This is a genomic window from Staphylococcus sp. GDY8P131P (assembly GCF_017891975.1).
Classification (GTDB): domain Bacteria; phylum Bacillota; class Bacilli; order Staphylococcales; family Staphylococcaceae; genus Staphylococcus; species Staphylococcus nepalensis.
The window spans coordinates 533,885-553,303 of sequence record NZ_JAESKF010000002.1 but is presented as its reverse complement, the minus strand read 5'-3'; the positions used below and the strand labels follow the sequence as shown (position 1 = coordinate 553,303).

General features: G+C 31.5%; 19 protein-coding genes and 1 pseudogene. 13 read left to right on the top strand and 7 right to left on the bottom strand.

Translation table 11 applies throughout. The features are described 5' to 3' along the window. The first annotated feature begins 121 nt into the window (after positions 1 to 121). The gene (gene nucI, locus KA894_RS03255) at positions 122 to 652 is read left to right on the top strand and encodes a thermonuclease NucI (protein ID WP_096809975.1); all 531 of its coding nucleotides are present in this window, start codon (positions 122 to 124) and stop codon (positions 650 to 652) included. A gap of 107 nt (positions 653 to 759) precedes the next feature. Here the strand turns inward: nucI and KA894_RS03250 are convergent, their stop codons facing one another. Then, a complete protein-coding gene (locus tag KA894_RS03250; protein WP_096809973.1) occupies positions 760 to 1,623 on the bottom strand; it encodes an NERD domain-containing protein in 864 nt (287 codons plus the stop codon). Between the two features lie 285 nt (positions 1,624 to 1,908). Between KA894_RS03250 and KA894_RS03245 the strand changes: the two genes are divergently transcribed. Both KA894_RS03245 and KA894_RS03240 read left to right on the top strand, forming a co-directional pair. Then, positions 1,909 to 2,355, top strand: a complete 447-nt coding sequence (locus KA894_RS03245; protein ID WP_242693544.1) for a sugar phosphate isomerase family — start codon at positions 1,909 to 1,911, stop codon at positions 2,353 to 2,355. A gap of 111 nt (positions 2,356 to 2,466) precedes the next feature. Next, the gene (locus KA894_RS03240; protein WP_096809971.1) at positions 2,467 to 3,060 is read left to right on the top strand and encodes a hypothetical protein; all 594 of its coding nucleotides are present in this window, start codon (positions 2,467 to 2,469) and stop codon (positions 3,058 to 3,060) included. 93 nt (positions 3,061 to 3,153) lie between these two features. Here the strand turns inward: KA894_RS03240 and KA894_RS03235 are convergent, their stop codons facing one another. Next, complete coding sequence (locus KA894_RS03235; protein ID WP_210133690.1) at positions 3,154 to 4,521, bottom strand: aspartate kinase; 1,368 nt, start codon at positions 4,519 to 4,521, stop codon at positions 3,154 to 3,156. Positions 4,522 to 4,713: 192 nt separating this feature from the next. Here KA894_RS03235 and KA894_RS03230 point away from each other — a divergent pair, with 192 nt between their 5' ends. The 5 genes and pseudogenes from KA894_RS03230 (at position 4,714) to tnpA (ending at position 9,546) form a co-directional block, all read left to right on the top strand. After that, the gene (locus tag KA894_RS03230; RefSeq protein ID WP_108909348.1) at positions 4,714 to 5,997 is read left to right on the top strand and encodes a homoserine dehydrogenase; all 1,284 of its coding nucleotides are present in this window, start codon (positions 4,714 to 4,716) and stop codon (positions 5,995 to 5,997) included. Between the two features lie 5 nt (positions 5,998 to 6,002). Next, on the top strand, positions 6,003 to 7,064 hold the full coding sequence (gene thrC / locus KA894_RS03225) for a threonine synthase (protein ID WP_096809966.1): 1,062 nt from the start codon (positions 6,003 to 6,005) through the stop codon (positions 7,062 to 7,064). Position 7,065: 1 nt separating this feature from the next. Next, the gene (gene thrB, locus KA894_RS03220; protein ID WP_096809964.1) at positions 7,066 to 7,986 is read left to right on the top strand and encodes a homoserine kinase; all 921 of its coding nucleotides are present in this window, start codon (positions 7,066 to 7,068) and stop codon (positions 7,984 to 7,986) included. Between the two features lie 45 nt (positions 7,987 to 8,031). Continuing rightward, positions 8,032 to 8,835, top strand: coding sequence for a Cof-type HAD-IIB family hydrolase (locus tag KA894_RS03215; RefSeq protein ID WP_096823872.1), 804 nt, complete (start codon positions 8,032 to 8,034; stop codon positions 8,833 to 8,835). A 244-nt stretch (positions 8,836 to 9,079) separates the two neighbouring features. Next, positions 9,080 to 9,546: pseudogene (tnpA, locus tag KA894_RS03210) on the top strand (IS200/IS605 family transposase). Between the two features lie 512 nt (positions 9,547 to 10,058). On the opposite strand, the gene KA894_RS03205 reads toward tnpA, so the two are convergent. Continuing rightward, a complete protein-coding gene (locus tag KA894_RS03205) occupies positions 10,059 to 10,697 on the bottom strand; it encodes an HD domain-containing protein (RefSeq protein ID WP_103372569.1) in 639 nt (212 codons plus the stop codon). Between the two features lie 199 nt (positions 10,698 to 10,896). Here KA894_RS03205 and KA894_RS03200 point away from each other — a divergent pair, with 199 nt between their 5' ends. The 3 genes from KA894_RS03200 to KA894_RS03190 are packed head-to-tail and all read left to right on the top strand — an operon-like array spanning position 10,897 to position 12,506. After that, on the top strand, positions 10,897 to 11,349 hold the full coding sequence (locus tag KA894_RS03200; RefSeq protein WP_103372570.1) for a MarR family winged helix-turn-helix transcriptional regulator: 453 nt from the start codon (positions 10,897 to 10,899) through the stop codon (positions 11,347 to 11,349). 17 nt (positions 11,350 to 11,366) lie between these two features. Continuing rightward, a complete protein-coding gene (locus tag KA894_RS03195; protein WP_103372571.1) occupies positions 11,367 to 11,873 on the top strand; it encodes a GNAT family N-acetyltransferase in 507 nt (168 codons plus the stop codon). Between the two features lie 15 nt (positions 11,874 to 11,888). Beyond that, the gene (locus KA894_RS03190; protein ID WP_107644381.1) at positions 11,889 to 12,506 is read left to right on the top strand and encodes an FMN-binding negative transcriptional regulator; all 618 of its coding nucleotides are present in this window, start codon (positions 11,889 to 11,891) and stop codon (positions 12,504 to 12,506) included. A 273-nt stretch (positions 12,507 to 12,779) separates the two neighbouring features. Here KA894_RS03190 and KA894_RS03185 read toward each other — a convergent pair whose 3' ends face one another. Both KA894_RS03185 and KA894_RS03180 read right to left on the bottom strand, forming a co-directional pair. Next, on the bottom strand, positions 12,780 to 13,916 hold the full coding sequence (locus KA894_RS03185; protein WP_119488112.1) for an MFS transporter: 1,137 nt from the start codon (positions 13,914 to 13,916) through the stop codon (positions 12,780 to 12,782). 12 nt (positions 13,917 to 13,928) lie between these two features. After that, positions 13,929 to 14,690: an MBL fold metallo-hydrolase gene (locus tag KA894_RS03180; RefSeq protein ID WP_119488113.1), complete on the bottom strand. Its 762-nt coding sequence runs from the start codon at positions 14,688 to 14,690 to the stop codon at positions 13,929 to 13,931. A 118-nt stretch (positions 14,691 to 14,808) separates the two neighbouring features. Here KA894_RS03180 and KA894_RS03175 point away from each other — a divergent pair, with 118 nt between their 5' ends. Then, a complete protein-coding gene (locus KA894_RS03175; protein ID WP_119488114.1) occupies positions 14,809 to 15,210 on the top strand; it encodes an Lrp/AsnC family transcriptional regulator in 402 nt (133 codons plus the stop codon). Between the two features lie 218 nt (positions 15,211 to 15,428). On the opposite strand, the gene KA894_RS03170 is transcribed toward KA894_RS03175, so the two are convergent. Continuing rightward, positions 15,429 to 15,743: a hypothetical protein gene (locus KA894_RS03170; protein WP_096809949.1), complete on the bottom strand. Its 315-nt coding sequence runs from the start codon at positions 15,741 to 15,743 to the stop codon at positions 15,429 to 15,431. A 230-nt stretch (positions 15,744 to 15,973) separates the two neighbouring features. After that, the gene (locus KA894_RS03165; protein ID WP_096809948.1) at positions 15,974 to 17,419 is read right to left on the bottom strand and encodes an amino acid permease; all 1,446 of its coding nucleotides are present in this window, start codon (positions 17,417 to 17,419) and stop codon (positions 15,974 to 15,976) included. 223 nt (positions 17,420 to 17,642) lie between these two features. Between KA894_RS03165 and KA894_RS03160 the strand changes: the two genes are divergently transcribed. Next, positions 17,643 to 19,130: a catalase gene (locus tag KA894_RS03160; protein ID WP_096809946.1), complete on the top strand. Its 1,488-nt coding sequence runs from the start codon at positions 17,643 to 17,645 to the stop codon at positions 19,128 to 19,130. Positions 19,131 to 19,419 lie beyond the last annotated feature (289 nt).

Here is a 19,419-nt window from a genome sequence, read left to right as displayed (position 1 = left end):
ATTATACGGACTTTATCTATTTATTGCGTAAATAATACATTTGTTTTTGTATAGCTATCTTGACGTATAGTTTTATATTCTATATGATAATTTGGAATATGCTTAAGGAGTAGGTGCAACAATGAAATCGACAAAGAAAATCACTATATTAGTTGTGAGTATCGTTATTTTAGGTGTTCTCGTATTTCAATTTATCAATGGCACCGGCCCGTTTTCATTCAATGATTCAAATGATGCTTCTGGTCCAGAACAAACTGAAACAGTACATGTAGAGCGTGTGGTAGATGGTGACACGCTTGTAGCAAGAAGTAATGATAACGAACAAATGAGAGTGAGGTTAATAGGCATAGATACGCCAGAAACGGTTAAACCTAACACGTCTGTGCAGCCATATGGAGAGGCAGCTTCTGGTTACTCTAAAGCACATTTAACTGATAAAGATATACATTTAGAATATGATAAAGAAAAAGAAGACCATTATGGGCGAACACTTGCTTACGTTTGGTTAGATAAAGAAACACTATTTAACGAAGAACTAGTAAGAAAAGGATTGGCTAGAGAAAAATATTATGCTCCAAATGGCAAATATAGAGACTTATTTGAAAAGGCGGAACAAGAAGCAAAAAATAATAAAGAAAATATTTGGAGTTAATTTAATTTTTACTATTTTAAAATATAAAAAAGGCTAGTGGCTCAACTTTTAAAATTGAGTACTAGCCTTTTTCAATTAATAATTTAGAGTGTTTTATTAATATTTAATTAATGAAAATGTGAAAGTAATGCATTATATTGTTCTTCAGACAATGATTCAGGTGCATGAGTCACAGTTTCACCAATGACTTCTTTTAGTGAGGATTTAGAAGACACTGTTTCTACAAAATCTTGTCTTTCTGTAGGGCCATCAATTAAATTTACACTTCCATCTGTGAAGTAAACTAAACCGATGTTATGGATTCTATGATTTAATTTTTCTGCAATTCTATCTTCTAATGCTTTTGTATTTTTTGAAGATTGTTCATATGGGTCGTAATTATAAAAATCATACGTAACAGAATTGTTTCTGATTCTTTCAATAAATGTGTACGTTGTAGGGCGCGTTGATTGGAATTGACTATGAAATTGATCAGCTATATAACGGCCTACAGTTTGGTTTACAGTATCTTCCTGATTATTTTCTAACGCAGTAGATGGATCCACAGTGAAATGGTAAAATGTCTTTTGTTTCCAGTTTTTCACATTAATATTAAATAAACCTTTTTCTGTAATGACAATATAATCAAATGCTCTAGCATATTCAAATAATGGATGTTTAACAGCTAAGTTACCAGTGGTAATAATATCAAAGAATGAAATGGCCCCTTCTTTTTGATATTGTGATAATATCTCTTGTAATTCTTGTTTTGCTTTTCTTAAACCATGATGATGCGTGTCATTACTAGCATTTTTTTCAAGCATTTGGTTTTTCAAGTACGTGTTTTCACGAGTGATGAGACTTATTTTATTTACTAATTGGTCTTTAGCATAAGTTTCAGTTTCAAGTTTATGATTCATCACTCTTCGTTCTATAATAATAACTAAAATTAGTATTACAATAATAATTGCTAAAATAATCGGAAAAAACATTGATATCATCCTAATCTTAATAATTTTTTAACAAAGTATATTTTACTCTTTTATTTCTATTAGCACAAATACTATTAACTAATTAATAGTGGGTGATAAGCATACAGTTTTAATCTTAAATTATAAGGTGTAATGGCCTATAATTCAAGGTGAAGTAGCGTGCATTTAAAAAATGAAATAAGCCACAAATATAAAGAAGTAACTAGCGCTTATTTAGGTAATACGTATATTACGTACTACATTTATTTTCGAAAAATCTATTTGGAGGGCAAAGATTTGACTATTATGAAAAAATATATTAATTATACTATCGAAAATATAAATAATAATGAAGTGATTGCATTTGATAATCATCCAGTATCTTATAAAATCATTGATGAACTATATGAAGCGCATACCAAAATTTCAATCATTAGTTTTTCGACAGATATTATAAAATACGTGGCAAAATATACAAATTTTAATATTATTATGCCTAACGGAAAAGTAAACAACGCTTTACATATTATTACTGGTCCTGATGTTATCCAAACATTTGAGAAGTATCATATTCGTTATTATTTCGCTACTGCCCCATATTTGGTAGATAATGCATTATATCAAACTTTGCCAGAAATTGCTGAAATTCAACTAGCGATATCTAATAGTACTCAAGAATTATTACTTGTTAATAGACCAGATACTTTAAAGCAACAAGATAGACAAGACTATAGCTATATTGGTAAATTTTAAATAAATTTGTGTTTGGTTTCACAATTTTAAATATTTTACGTTGAAAAATAAACTTACTAATACTATAATAATTGTTAATGGAAACGCTTACTTTTGATTGGAGGTACAGATTTGGCAGTTAGTAATAGTAGTAAAATTAAAGACGTTGTAAATAATTTAACTGAAAATGTACCTGATTTGTTTAAATATAATGGTGAAATTGCGAAACAACTTTTTCTTCATGATGAATTTAACTTAAACGATAAGGTTGATATCAGTGTGGAAAGGAAATTTCTTGGTGAAGTTCTAAAGTTCATACCTAAAGATAATATAATAAAGTTACATGACGGTAAAAATGAGACACCTGACTTTTCAAACGTTCATTTTTCAGATGTGACCCATGCTAATATATATGCAGATGATGAATTAGTAATGACAGTTATTGTTTATGACGTCGAAAACGATGAATGGATGTTTAGATGGAATCACAACATTCGTTTACCTGAAAAACATATTTATTTCCATTCTATTAAGTGGGATGTCGATTACATTAAACCAGAAATTGTTTTAATGTACGAGTTATTAGATCCGATTGATTATCATCAATTGCCTAATTACAGAAATGTCATAGATTCATTAAGTTATTATCAATTTGTTATTTTACGTTTAGTGGTTGGAGACGAACGTATCAATCAAGCACTTATTTCTGAGAACAGAGCCATTTAAAAATCCTTCAAATCATTCAATAGTATTCATCAGCTTTCAAATGAAACTATACGATTTGAAGGATTTTGCTTTTTATTTTTTACATGCTGTTATTTAAACGTTTAAACATTTTTTAGTATAACAATATTCATAAGTCGCATTTACTGCTCTTTCAGCATCAGTTACATCAATACCAAACATCATAGAAATTTCTGACGCACCTTGGTTCATCATTTTTAGATTGATATTAGCTTCTGCAAGTGCATGCGTAATCGTGTTAGCTGTGCCAACAATTCTATGCATACCTTCCCCAACTACCATTAATACTGCTAAGTCATGTTCAATGCTTAATTCGTCAACATCACAATGCTTACGTATATCATTAAGTACTTTTTCTTCTTTGTTCTGTATTTCTTTTGAACGCATAATGATACTGATGTTATCAATACCTGATGGCATATGGTCAAATGAAATATCGTAATCTTCTAACACTGCCAATATTTTACGTGTGAAACCAATTTGTCTATTCATTAGATATTTTTTAATATTTAACACTGTAAAATCTTTATCGCAACTAATACCACTTACGACACTCGTTGAATCGATTTCTCTATCATGTCTAATATACGTTCCAGTATCGTTCGGTTTATTTGTATTTTTAATTACCACTGGGATTCTATCTTTATGCAATGGTTGTAACGCTTCATCATGAAACACACCGAATCCTGCATAGGATAACTCTCGCATTTCGCGATAAGTAATTTCATTAATAACTTCAGGATTTTTTACAATAGAAGGGTTAGCTTTAAAAATACCAGAAACATCAGTGAAGTTTTCATATAAATCTGCTCTGACACCTCTAGCTACAATTGCCCCAGTAATATCTGAACCTCCGCGTGGGAATGTAACTACGTAATTTTGTCTTGAAATACCGAAAAATCCTGGGATGATTAATTTTTCTTTATACGATCTTAGGTTATAAAGTGTTTCATATGATTGGTCTAAAATTTGAGCATTTTGTGGTAAATCCGTAACAGTAATACCAGCTTCTCCAGGAGAAACATAACGTGTTGGTATGCCTTGACTATTATTGTATTCTGCAATCAGTTGAGCATTAAAGTTTTCGCCACATGAAAGCAATGCGTCTAATAACCTTGAAGGTTTGTTTTTTAATGTATTGATATAGTTTTCTAATGTTTCGTCTAATGTTTTTAATAAAGTATGGCTCATATTAAGTTCGTCAATAATATCAGCGTAGCGTTGAACGATTTCTTCTTTTTTAGAAACGTGATCCAATTGTTCTATTACTTTTTCATATAGACGAATCAATAAATCGGTTGTTTTTACATCCTCTTTATACCTTTTTCCTGGTGCTGATACAACTACAATTTTTCTTGCTTCATCTGAATTAACGATGTCTAATACTTTTTTAATTTGTTCTGCATTGGAAACAGAACTTCCTCCAAATTTTGATACTTTCATAATGTCATACAACCTTTCTAAAAAATCAGAAAATTTAGTTTAGTTTTTATCACAGGAGTGATAATATAAATATACGCTTTTAATATTCATAGGCTTTACAAAAAGAATGAATGAATTTATACTATACCATATTCAAGTATTTTTCAACTGTACAATTGTATTTTTTAGAAGAACAAACGGAGGAATGAAGACATGAAAGAATTAAACGTAGCACTACTTGGTTTAGGAACTGTAGGTTCTGGTGTAGTAAAAATAATAGAAGAAAATAGAGAACAAATTAAAGACACTATGAATAAGGACATTAATATTAGACATATTTTAGTCCGTGATAAGACTAGACAAAGACCTATTAATGTTTCGAAATATCATTTAACTGAAAATATTGATGACATATTAAATGACACTTCAATTGATATTGTTGTCGAAGTACTTGGGGGAGTTGAACCCACAGTAGAATGGTTGAAACGTGCGTTAAGCCAAAAGAAACATGTTATTACAGCTAACAAAGATTTATTAGCTGTAAATTTAAATGAATTAGAGAGTTTAGCGCAAGAAAACGACGTTGCCTTAAAATATGAAGCAAGTGTTGCGGGCGGCATTCCAATTGTAAATGCTATAAACAATGGCTTAAATGCCAATAATATTAGTAAGTTTATGGGTATTTTAAATGGAACATCTAACTTTATATTAAGTAAGATGACACACGAAGAAACGTCATTCGAAGATGCTTTAGCAGAGGCACAACGCTTAGGATTTGCTGAAGCAGATCCGACTGATGATGTTGAAGGTATTGATGCAGCTAGAAAAGTTGTCATCACTTCATATCTATCATTCAATCAAGTAATTAATTTAGATGAGGTAGATAGACATGGTATTAGTGACGTGACATTGTCAGATATTAAAGTTGCAGACCAACTTGGCTATAAAATCAAATTAATAGGTAAAGGGACGTATGAAAATGCTCAAGTAAACGCATCCGTGGCGCCAACGTTCATCAATAAGGACCATCAGCTTGCAGCAGTTGAAGATGAGTTCAATGCGATTTATGTGATTGGCGATGCAGTCGGGGAAACGATGTTCTATGGTAAAGGCGCAGGTAGTTTAGCTACTGGTAGTGCGGTAGTAAGTGATTTATTAAATGTCACATTTAATTTTGATACTAACTTGCATACGTTGCCACCTCATTTTGAATTAAAAACAGAAAAGACAAAAGAAATGATGAACGATGAAGAAGAGACTATTACAATTAAAGGTAAAGAAAGTTATTATGTTGTAGTACAAACAGATGGTGAAGATATAAATCAAGTAGAAACATTATTAAAAGGAGAATTACCTGTACACAAATCATTAACTGTGGCTGAACGTGATGCTCGTACTGCCGGTATAGTTGTTATTGGTGTTGATGAGTCACCAGTATCTGCTATTAAAGAATCAGGTTATGTTGTTCAGAAAATCTACCCAGTTGAAGGAGTTTAAAATTTATGAAAAATTGGCAAGGACTTGTAGAAGAATTTAAAGCGTATTTACCAGTTACATCTGATACCCCTAAAGTGAGCTTGAATGAAGGCCAAACCCCTTTAATTTATTGTAAAAATATGTCAGAAATGCTGGGTATTGAATTACATGTGAAATACGAAGGAGCTAATCCAACAGGATCCTTTAAAGATAGAGGTATGGTTATGGCTATGGCCAAAGCGAAAGAGGAAGGCAAAAAAATTGTTATTTGTGCTTCTACTGGTAACACTTCTGCTTCCGCAGCTGCATATGCTGCAAGAGCAGGTTTGAAAGCAATCGTAGTCATTCCAGAAGGCAAAATTGCTTTAGGTAAATTGTCTCAAGCAGTGATGTACGGTGCTGAAATTGTTTCTATAGAAGGGAATTTTGATGAAGCACTCGAAATTGTACAAGAAGTTGCAAAAAATGGTGAGATTGCACTCGTTAATTCTGTTAATCCATACCGTATTGAAGGACAAAAAACAAGTGCATTTGAAGTAATCCAACAATTAGATGGTCAAGCACCTGATATTTTATCCATCCCAGTTGGCAATGCGGGTAACATTTCTGCCTATTGGAAAGGCTTTAAAGAGTATCATGATGCACATGGCACACAATTACCTAATTTATATGGTTTTCAAGCTGAAGGCGCATCGCCTATTGTACAAAATAAAGTAGTTAAAGAGCCAGATACAGTTGCTACTGCAATTAGAATTGGTAACCCAGCAAGTTGGGATAAAGCAACGAGTGCGTTGGAAGAATCTGAAGGCTTAATAGATAGTGTCACAGACGAAGAAATTTTAGAAGCGTATCAATTAATGGCTAGAAAAGAAGGCGTGTTTAGTGAACCTGCTAGTAATGCTTCAATTGCAGGTTTAATTAAGCTACATCGTGCAGGTAAATTACCTAAAGGTAAACGTGTCGTATCAGTGCTTACAGGTAATGGATTAAAAGATCCAGATACAGCTATTTCATTATTGGACGATCCAATTAAACCTTTACCAAATGATAGAGAAAGCATTCTAGAATATATTAAAGGAGCACTATAGCATGTGTGAAAGCTTAAGTTTAAAAATCCCGGCATCTACTGCAAATTTAGGTGTCGGTTTTGATTCTATAGGTATGGCATTAAATAAATTTTTATATCTAAATGTACAAATCAATAATAGTGATAGGTGGTCATTTAAACATATTGGGCCCAATGTTGAAGGTTTACCAATTGATGAAACACACTATATTTACCAAATTGCACAGCAAGTTGCTAATAGATATGAAGTTACTTTACCTCCCTTAGATATAGAAATGAGGAGTGAAATCCCATTAGCAAGAGGACTAGGCTCGTCTGCTTCTGCATTGGTTGGTGCACTTTACATAGCAAATTACTTTGGAGATATAGAGCTTTCTAAATATGAATTATTGCAGTTAGCTACCGAGTTTGAAGGACATCCTGACAATGTGGCACCGACGATTTATGGAGGGCTCGTATTAGGGTATTATGATCCACAAACGAAAGTGACGGACGTATCGTATATTGATCCACCTAGAGCAGACATGATCATCACAATACCATCTAATGAATTAAGTACTACACTTTCGAGAAATGCATTGCCAGAGACTTTTTCGCATAAGGATGCCGTTAGAAATAGTGCAATTAGTAATACCATGATTAGTGCATTGATTCAACATAACTATGAATTAGCAGGTAAAATGATGGAACAAGATGGCTTTCATGAACCTTATCGTCAACATTTAATTCCTGAATTTCAAACAATTAAACGGATTGCGAAACGGTATCATTCATATGCTACTGTTATCAGTGGCGCAGGACCAACTGTTTTAACAATGATAGCGCCTGAACGAAGCGGAGAATTAGTAAGAGAACTTAAACGTGAATTTATCCATTGTCGTTCAGAACTTGTTACTATTAATGTGACGGGTGTAGAATCTGAAGTATTGTACCAACGTCATTAATTTGTTGTATTATAGTTGAGTAGACGTTGAAAGGAGATTAGGAAGATGGGATATAAGTTAATAGTTATGGATATGGATGATACATTAATGACTTCAGACAATGAAGTGAGTACTGATACGGCCAATTATTTAATTGATATACAACATCAAGGTTATACAGTTGTGCTAGCATCAGGCAGACCAACTGAAGGTATGTTACCAACTGCAAAACGATTAAAACTAGATCAATTTAACAGTTATGTTATAAGTTATAATGGCGGTAAGACAGTAAACGTAGCAAATGAAACAGTTGAAGTTAGTCGTACAGTATCAAAATCAGACTTTGATGAAATTGTAGATTTCTGTAGAGATAACCAATTATTCGTGTTGACTTACCAAGATGGCTATATCGTATATGAAGGTGAACATGAATATATGAATATTGAATCAGAGCTGACAGGTTTACCAATGAAAGCAGTAGATGATTTAAAATCATATATTCAAGAGGATGTACCTAAAGTTATGGGTATTGATTATATTCCTAAAATTACGAGTATTAGAAATGATTTAGCTGGTCATTTTAACGAAACGATTGATGTCACAACAAGTAAACCTTATTTCTTAGAATTTATGGCACAAGGCGTTTCTAAAGGTAATGCAATAACTGATCTTAGTAATAAATTAGGTTTGAATTTATCTCAAGTTATTGGCTTTGGTGATAGTTCAAATGATATATCAATGTTAAAAGTTGTTGGTAAAGCAATCGCTATGGGGAACGCTAATGATGACGTGAAAGCTGTTGCTGATGAAGTGACTTTAACAAATGACTATAACGGTATTCCTTACAGTTTAAAAAAATTATTAAATTAAAATAAATGAAGCATAGCAAGATAGCCAAAGTTTGATATGTGAAGGAATAAGATGCAAATCCCAAAATTTTGCCCCAAAAAGATTTCATTAGTTAGAAATATTTTTGGGGCTTATTTGTATAAAACCATAAGCTATGCGTGTGGGTTCGGTATGGTTATACCATTGTATTAAAAATTGCATCTCTTCACGTTAAAATAATATTTAGGCAGCCAACCAAAATTAACACCACGAGGAGATGCAACTTATGTCATCAGACACAAATAGGTTAGCACATACAAAATGGGATTGTAAGTACCCTATAGTCTTCGTACCTAAATATATAAGAACAATTATTTATGGGAAAATCAAGAAAGATATTGGAATAATATTGAGGTAGTTGTGTGAAAGAAAGGGTGTAGAAATTATTGAAGCTGAAGCATGTAAAGACCATATTCATATGTTAGTTAGTATTCCTCCAATATTAAGTGTTTCAAAATTTGTAGGATATTTAAAAGGAAAGAATAGTTTAATGATTTTTGACAGATATGCTCATTTAAAATATAGATAAGGTAATAGAAAAATTGGGTGTAAAGGGTTTTATACGGATACAGTTGGAAGAAACAAAAAATTATATTCGTAATCAATTACAAGAGAATGGCCATTGCAGAGCAATTAACACTTGTTGGATATAAAAATCCTTTCACTGGCGAAGAAATTAGGAAGAAAAAATAAACACTCCTTTTAAAGGGTTACTGAGAAAGTAGTCCATTTGGCTGATCTCTTTATATAAGGGGCGACATGAAATGTGGTGTTACTCCTAGAAAGGAGTAGTATTGACTGATTATGAAATGCTAATGCTTGTCATGGCAATTATTAGCTTAGTATTAGTTAGTAAGGCCAACCATAAAAATAACCATCACTAACTTTGGCAAGGAGAAGATGGTTATTTTAATAAAATATCATTTTTAAAGTCACCGTTTTTTAACGGAATTACTGGGGCAGTAAACTTGTGTGTTGTCTCTTTTCTATATATAAATTGCCACAACGTAAAAATATTATCAAATATTTAAGTGGCCATATTCATATCATCTATTTATTATGAGTAGCTAAAATTTATAAATTCTGTCTAGTTTTTTGGCATAAAGCTTTATAAAGTTAAAGGAAACGTCATTTCTATATTATTTCAATAGAATTTGGCGTTTATTCTTTAATTAGAGATATTTATCTCTTGGGCTCTCATTAGTTTAACGCTCCCATTTAGATCTTAAAATACAAGAACAAAAATTATTTTGTGGGTATTCTGGTTCAAAATATTTTATAACATCTGATTTAATATTTCCAAAAGTAGTTTCTGGTTTATGTTTAAACCCGTTATAAAAAGATTCTATTACATCATGTTTAAAATTACCTCTTGGAAATTTATTAACGATTGCTTTTCTAATCTCATCAGAATATTGGTTCCAATTGTCTCCCATAACATCCATTCCCACGCCATGATATAGTAATGCAACATTATTCTCTTTATGTTCTGCGACACCTAAAGTTGTATGTAAAGCGATAGAATCCCAAGCTAATTGTAAATCTCCCTTCTTATAGTTATATGTGGTTAAAAACTGTCTAACAGCGTTAGCCCCATCCACTTCAAACCTTAAATCATCGCTACTATATTTTTCTGTTAATCCTAAATCATGGAACAATGCTGTAATGTATAACAGTTCTTTATCATAAGTTAAATTATCTTGTGTTCCCTTAACTTCTCCAAATAAATAAACTCTATTAGAATGGTTCCATATTAATTCATTACCATATTCTCTAACAATGTTTTGAGCATCTTCTATTATTTTACTATCTGGAACTCTAACTTCGTTAATATTTTTAAGCAAAATAATTCCTCCTTTACTTTTCTAATAGCCTTCCCTACTTTATTTAAATTAACCACATTTTAAAATAATATATAGTGAAATATGGTTATAGATACTTTTTCTCATTTCTCTTCATTTTTCTATCTTTTTTAAGTGTAATTGTGTTAGAATATCACTATGTTAATTTTATTGTAATTGCAATAAAAAGAAAGGGATATTAATGAAAGATATATTAAGAGATATAGGAATTATTGCAAGAGCTTTGGATTCAATAAGTAATATTGAGTTTAAAGACATCAATTTATCAAAAGGACAATTTGTTTATTTAGTTAGAATTTATGAGAACCCAGGTATTATTCAAGAACAATTAGTAGAAATGTTAAAAATTGATAGAGCAACAGCCTCTAGAGCTATTAAGAATATGGAAAATAATGGACTAATCACGAAAAAAAGTCAAAAAGAAAATAAAAAAAACAAATTATTATATGCTACTGAAAAAGGAGAAGAACTTTATTCTTTTATAATTAGAGAGAATGAGCATTCTAATTCTGTGGCTTTAGAAGGGTTAACAGAAACAGAAATTACAACTTTAGTAAAATTGCTAGACAAAGTTAAAAATAATATATCAGAGGATTGGCTTTATGTTAAAAAAGGCAATAAAAGAAACTATTAGAAAATAGGAGGGTAGTGATGATTAGAACATGTAACGAGAGTGATACAGAAGCATTGAAACAAATTGGGAAAAAAACTTTTGGCGAAACCTTTAGGTCTCAAAACAAAAAAGAAAATATTGAAGAATACTTAAAAACAGCTTTTACTTCGGAAAGAATGACTGAAGAGTTAAAAAACCCCAATTCATATTTTTATTTCATTTATTTTGAAAATGAATTAGCCGGTTATTTGAAGCTAAATCTAAGTAATGCACAAACTGAAGAAATTGAAGGTAACAATATAGAAATTGAACGAATTTATATATTGAGGGAATTTCAAAAACATGGATTAGGGAAGGAATTATATAAACAAGCAATAAAATTAGCGAAAGATTTAGAGTGTGAGAATATATGGTTAGGGGTTTGGGAAAAAAATGAAAATGCGATTCAATTTTATAAAAAATTAGGTTTCTATAAAATTGATGAACATGTATTTTTTATGGGAGATGAGAAACAAATTGATTTCATTATGTTAAAAGAATTATAAAAGGGGAGATAATCTATGTACATACCAAATTATTATCAAATTAATGATTATCAGGAAATTAAAAGCTTTATTGAGAAAAATAATTTTGCCGTTATAGTATCGACTGATAATGGATGTCCCATAGCTACACATATTCCTGTTATGATTACAGAGAAGGACAATGATTTATATATTTCTGGTCATTTTGCAAGAGGGAACCAGCAATGGGGAACTATAGACGACAACGATAACATATTAGTGATATTTCAAGGAGCACATAGTTACATATCGTCAACATGGTATCATCAAGAAGATGTTCCGACTTGGAATTATCAAAGTGTTCATATCTATGGAAAGGGTAAGACTTTAAATGAAGATGAATTAGAAGCAGATCTAGAACAATTATTGGATAAATATGAAAAATATCGTGAAAATGGTGCTACGTGGGATAACATGTCAGATAAAACGAAAAAACAGATTAAAGGTATTGTAGGTTTTAAAATTAAAGCAACTAAAATTTTAGCTGCCTACAAGCTAAGCCAAAAACGTAGTGAGAGTGAAAAAAATAATATTATTAATGAGTTGAGTAACTCTAACGAATTGTCAGATAAAAAATTAGCAGAAGAAATGAAAAGAGTCATTCGAAATGATTAAAGAAAAAAACAGCTATATAACTTGATGGTAAAAGAATATAGTTTTTATTAATTTGAAAATACTACAATTTAACCAATAAGTGACCGTAATAACTATTTACTAACTATAGTATATGTCATTTTACTTAATATATAAGGAAGGTTTTACCTAATAAATGAAAAACAACATACATTATTAAGCGTATGTTGTTTTTCTACTATATTATTCAGTTTGATTGGTAATGTCATTTACATCAATGCACTAGTCCATTTTTAACGTAAAATATCTATATAGTTATTTTAGTTTTTTGGCATGTAAAAAGTAATATAAAATAAATGTTAATAGAATAATAACCGCAAGGATTTTATACATTCCCGCATAACCCAAAATGGGAATTCCAAATCCTAATATATAAGGTCCTAATCCATTTCCTAAGTCCATAAAAATCATAAATGTTGAAGTAGCTAGTCCTATATTCTCTGGTTTAGCTTCACTAACAGCAATTGTTTGAGTGATTGATGAAATGTTACCAAAACCAAGTCCAATAAATAGTCCTGACAATAGCATCATCCAGTCGTCACTACTGATACTTAGTAAAAATAAACCAACAAAAAAGAATATAAGGGCGGGGTACATAATTTTATTTGCTCCATAAATATCAGCAATTTTTCCTGTGAAAGGTCTAGACGCTAATACTGAAGCTGTATATATTATGAAAAAGAAACTTGCTGCTTTTACTAAATCAATTTGGATTGCGTACAAATTAATGTACGATACTATACCTGAAAAGGAAAATGCGCTCAAAAATATAATAAATCCAATTGGTATTGTTGATTTATTCATTAAGTTTTTTATGGATATTTCTTTTTTATTTTCGTTATAAGGCACTTTGATTAAAAATGACATAAACAAACCTAATATCGCAAAGATTAAACTAATATAAAAAATATTCATGAAATTGGAATCTTGTGTTAAAGATATTCCAATAAATGGACCGAATCCTGTAGCTAGTGCAGTACTTAACGCAAAATAGCTAATCCCTTCGCCTTTACGTGATTGAGGAATTACTAAGGCAACAATAGTACCTACTATCGTTGTAGTGATTCCCGTAGAAAGCCCATGTAATAATCGAACAGACACTAAAAAATATTCGTCTAAGTTCACAAAATATAAAATAATTGATACGAAATAAATCATCATATTTAAAATGAATATTTTTTTTGTTATTTTCATAAATCCAGTGAGCACTCTACCAATTAACGCCCCTACTATGAAGACACTCGCTATAAACCCCATCATTATAATAGACGAATTATATTCAGTTTGTGCGTAATTAGTGATAGTAGAGTTTAATAAAAAGTACACGAGTATCAATAAAAAGTTTATGATAGAATATACCACAAAATCTTTTGACCATATTTTGTTGTTCATAACTGGTCCTTCCTACATATGATAGCTGTCTCCATCGTCAGGGATTAATACTTGGTTTTCTAGTTCTTTTTCGTGTAAAAATTGTTTTAATCTGTTTCTAGACAAATTCCAATGAGTTACTGCTTCCATATGCACTACAATGATTTTTGAATTAGGTGCTTCTTTCGCTACTTGATATATATCAAATTCATTCATAATTAATGAGCTACTTTCATACGTTTGATTGTCACCACCATTAACAATAATTACTTCTGGTTTGTATTGGTTTATTATATTTTTTATTTTGCTATACCATACGGTATCTCCTGCAATATATAGTTTTTGTTCATTAGGGTGATCAAAAATAACCCCACAAACAGAACCGATTGTTTCTAAGATTTCCCCTCTTCCGTGTTCACCAGGTGTTTTTATTAGTTTAATACCATCAAATGTTGTATATTCATTTAATATTTCTATATCTTTAAACCCAACACTTTTAATTTCTTCTGCATCATTTTCATCTTGAACGAACACCTTGATATCTTTTGGTAAATATTTTTGAGCTTTTTCGTCAAAATGATCAATATGCAAATGTGTTAAAATAATCGCGTCAATATCTTTAATGATGTCTTCTAGAGAGAGAGGTAAGTCGACAAGTGGATTCTCTAACTCTTCTCCAGGAGCATCAGGAAAACTTGCAAAAGACCCTTTTTCGCCTAACATCGGGTCAACTAAAAACTTTTTATCTGCATACTCAATGATGCTTGTAGCATTTCTTATATGTGTTATGTTCATAAATAATTCCTCCAAATTTTTTGTATATATTTATCTTAATTGGATAGTCTATGTGTTTAAATATAAATTTCAAAGAGTTTTTAACTAAATACTTGAAAATTGAAAGTGAGTGATGAAAATGGATGAATTAGATCAAAAAATAATTAGCGAATTAAAGAATAACAGTAAAATTTCAATGAAGCATTTGGGAGCAAAAGTAAATCTAACTGGTCAAGCAGCAACAAATAGAGTGAAAAAATTAGAGGATGACAACGTTATTACTGGATACACGATTGCTTTAAACCAAGAAGCATTAGACTGTAAAGTCCATGTATTTATTAATATTTATACTCATAAAATTTCTCATAATTCATATCTTGATTTTATTCAGGAAGAGAGCATTTTTGTTATGAATAACTATAAAGTAATAGGCGACCCATGTTATCTTTTAGAGTGCCGTTTCCCAAATAATGATTATTTAAATGCATTTCTTGCGCGATTAAATAAGCACGCAAACTATAATGTTTTAATGGCAATATAAAAGGCCAATCTCATTAATTAAACGGGGAACTAAAAGTGGCATGATTGCCATTTAATATTGACTTATATTGCAATAAACATCATTAATTTGGTAGTATTTATATTCATTTCTTTGCTAGTAATAAAAAACGAGGTAGCGAAATCTACATGGAAAATGTGATTCCGTTACCTCGTTTTTGTGTTTTTGCATATTTTGATGTCATACATACGATGATTTGACTATTTAGCGGTATGGGTCCATTCATTTTTGCCGCGATGTCTTTTTACGTGTGCATAAACATTGTCTGCAGCGTAGTCTAAATTAGTGTAAACCGTAATCGAGAATGCAGATTGGTTATCCTCAAATGCTTCTTCTGAAAACAATTCTTTAAGATGGCTAAAAAGACTTTCCATTTGTGAGCGGTCTAAACTTGGGTATTCTCGTAATGTTCTTTTGATTAGTTGGTCATGTCTTTCTTCAAGTGATTGTACAACAATAACAAAACGCTCATCAGTTTCTAAAATATCGTCAAATAGATTTGTTTGTCCAATCATAATTTCCACCTCTAAGTAATTAAATTATTAATCTTATTATACTATACTTTCTATATACTGAAAATAACACCAACTTCTGAAAAAGCAATTTCTTTTGTAACCAAGGTTAATTTATATAAAAGTAGGGAATACAATTACTATGTTATTAGCAAAAAATTCACCCCAAAAATTAGATTTCTAGTCTAACTTTTGGGGTGAATAGTATGATACTTGTATTAGTGGTTAAGTATCTAATTATAATCGTGGTTTTTTAAATCAATTTCTTCGAGTTTAACAATTTTAGTTTTTCTAATGTACTTATGGATAAAGTAAATTAAAGCTAATATAACCATTGGTAATAAGTTTCGGATTAACGCGCCGATATCACCAGCCAAAATTGCACCAAGTGAATTTCCTACAAATAGGAATAACAAAGCAATGATTACTATAATTGGTCCGAAAGGATAGAACGGTGCCTTATAAGGTAATACATCATCAGGATTTTTATTTTGTTTTTTAATTGCAGAACGCAGTCTGATTTGGGCTATTATACTAGATGCCCAAACAACAATGACTAAAGACCCAATGATATTTAGCAATGAAAATACAATGTCTGATTTAAATTGAGCTAAGATAATTACAAACAAGACAATGATAAACGTCACAAATATTGATACTATAGGTAATTTTGTAGTCTTATTAAGTTTACTTAAAAATTTAGGTGCTTGTTTATCTTCTGCCATTGAGAATAACATTCTACTTGTTGTATAAATTCCAGAGTTTGCAGCAGATAATAATGAAGTTAAAATTACTGCGTTAATTACTGATGCTGCAAATGCGATACCTACACGATCAAACACTATTGTAAATGGGCTTTGTGATACAGATTCACTTTCATTCAATAATAATGGATCAGTATAAGGAATTATCGCTGAAATGACCGCAATTGATAAAACATAGAATAATAAAATTCTCCAAAAGACTTGTCTAATTGCTTTGGGCATAGACTGACTTGGGTTTGAAGATTCGCCAGCTGTTACAGCAACGACTTCTGTGCCTCCAACTGAGAATCCAGCTACAAGTAAAACCCCTAAGAAACCAGAGATGCCACCAACAAAAGGTGCTTCTCCTGTTACATAATTACTCAAGCCATATGTCTGACCGCCTAAAATGCCTATAATTGTTAATACGCCAATAACGATGAAAATAATAATGGTTGCAACTTTAATGAGTGATAACCAAAACTCTGTTTCACCAAAGGCCTTTACTGAGAATATATTAAGTAAGAAAAGAATGACAAGGAAGATGATGCTCCAAGTGACAGGACTAAAAAATTGGAAGAAATCCCAATAATAAATTACACTAGAAGAAATAATAACATCGACACTTGTAACTAACAGCCAAATTGCCCAATATAGCCACCCCATAGTGAAACCGAGGGAGCTATCTACAAAACGTGTTGAATAGGAACTGAAAGAACCTGAAACAGGATAAAATGTAGCTAGTTCACCAATCGAAGCCATTAAGAAATATAACATCACACCAATGATTAAATAGGCAAGTATTGCGCCACCAGGTCCTGCTTGCGAAATCACGCTACCAGTAGCAACAAATAGGCCTGTACCAATTGCACCACCAATTGCAATCATCGAAATGTGCCGAGAATTAAGACCACGGTTCATATTGTTTTGTGCCATAATACAGTCTCCTATGTTCTATTAAATTTTAAATATATATTATCCATTCTAATGCTTTTGAGCTGTACAAGCAATGCTTTTTATGACTGTCTTGCTATAAATTTTCAAATATTTTGAAAATTAGTATTTATATGTATATTGTTAGTTGCTTTTAGAAAAATTATAGATTAAAATAAGTACTAGGTAATAATTATTATTGATTAGTAAAGGCGGGGGAATTTTGATGAGTAACAGGAAAAAATTAACGAGCCTCTTTGGCGCACCAGTCTCAGATAGAGAAAATAGTATGACAGCCGGCCCTAGAGGACCATTATTAATGCAAGATTGGTACTTTTTAGAGCAAATGGCTCATTTTGATAGAGAAGTTATACCGGAAAGACGTATGCATGCAAAAGGGTCAGGTGCTTTTGGTACTTTTACGGTTACAAACGATATTACACAATATACTTCAGCTAGCATTTTCTCTGAAGTAGGCAAACAAACTGAAATGTTTGCGCGTTTTTCAACTGTAGCAGGTGAAAGAGGCGCAGCTGATGCAGAACGAGATATTCGTGGGTTCGCGTTGAAGTTCTATACAGATGAAGGTAATTGGGATTTAGTAGGAAATAATACACCAGTATTCTTCTTTAGAGACCCGAAACTATTTGCTAGTTTAAACCACGCTGTTAAACGTGACCCAAGAACAAATATGAGAAGTGCACAAAACAATTGGGATTTCTGGACTTCTTTACCTGAAGCATTACATCAAGTAACAATTTTAATGTCAGACCGTGGTATACCTAAAGGTTTTAGAAATATGCATGGTTTTGGATCTCATACTTATTCTATGTACAATGATAAAGGTGAACGTGTTTGGGTGAAATTCCATCATAGAACGCAACAAGGTATTGAAAACTTACAACCTGACGAAGCGGCAAAAATTGTTGGGGAAGACAGAGAATCATCACAACGTGATTTATTCGAAGCAATTGAAAACAAAGATTATCCAAAATGGAAAATGTATATTCAAGTCATGACAGAAGAACAAGCGCGCAACCATAAAGATAATCCATTTGATTTAACAAAAGTTTGGTATAAAGGAGACTATCCTTTAATAGAAGTTGGAGAATTTGAATTAAATCGCAACCCAGACAACTATTTCCAAGATGTTGAGCAGGCTGCTTTCGCCCCAACTAATATTGTACCTGGGATTGATTTCTCTCCAGACAGAATGTTACAAGGTAGATTATTCTCATATGGCGATGCACAACGCTACAGATTAGGCGTCAATCATTGGCAAATACCAGTTAACCAACCTAAGGGTGTTGGCATTGAAAATATTTGTCCATTTAGCCGTGACGGTCAAATGAGAATTATAGATAATAATCAAGGCGGCGGCACACATTATTATCCAAACAGTGATGGTTCATTCGAAGATCAACCTGAATTTAAAAAACCTGGACTAAAAATTGAAGGTGAAGCATATGAATATGACTTCAGAGAAGATGACGATAATTACTTCGAACAGCCAGGACGTTTGTTCAGAATACAATCTAAAGAACAGCAAGCGCGAATTTTTGAAAATACAGCTAATGAAATGCAAGGTACTACATTAGAAGTTCAACATCGTCATATTCGCCATTGTTATAAAGCGGATAGTGAATATGGTAAAGGTGTGGCGAAAGCATTAGGTATCGACATAAATGATGTAGATTTAGAAATTGCAGATTAATCATTGCACGCTTATGATTAACAATTTACAATAAAAGTTTTAAAGCGCGCGTTTAAGATATAAACAAAACATGCCTATTTAAAATAAAGATGCACCTTCATTTCAAAATGGAAGGTGCATTTTATGTTTGAATTTTTGGGATATTCAATGCATATGTTTATCTAAGGGCATGTTTAATTTACGTTATTAGATAGGTTAATAAATATAAAAAGACAAACCAAATGTCATAAGTCATTTGGTTTGTCTTTAACTGTAAACATCATTTAATTAATCGTAACTGCTTAAATGT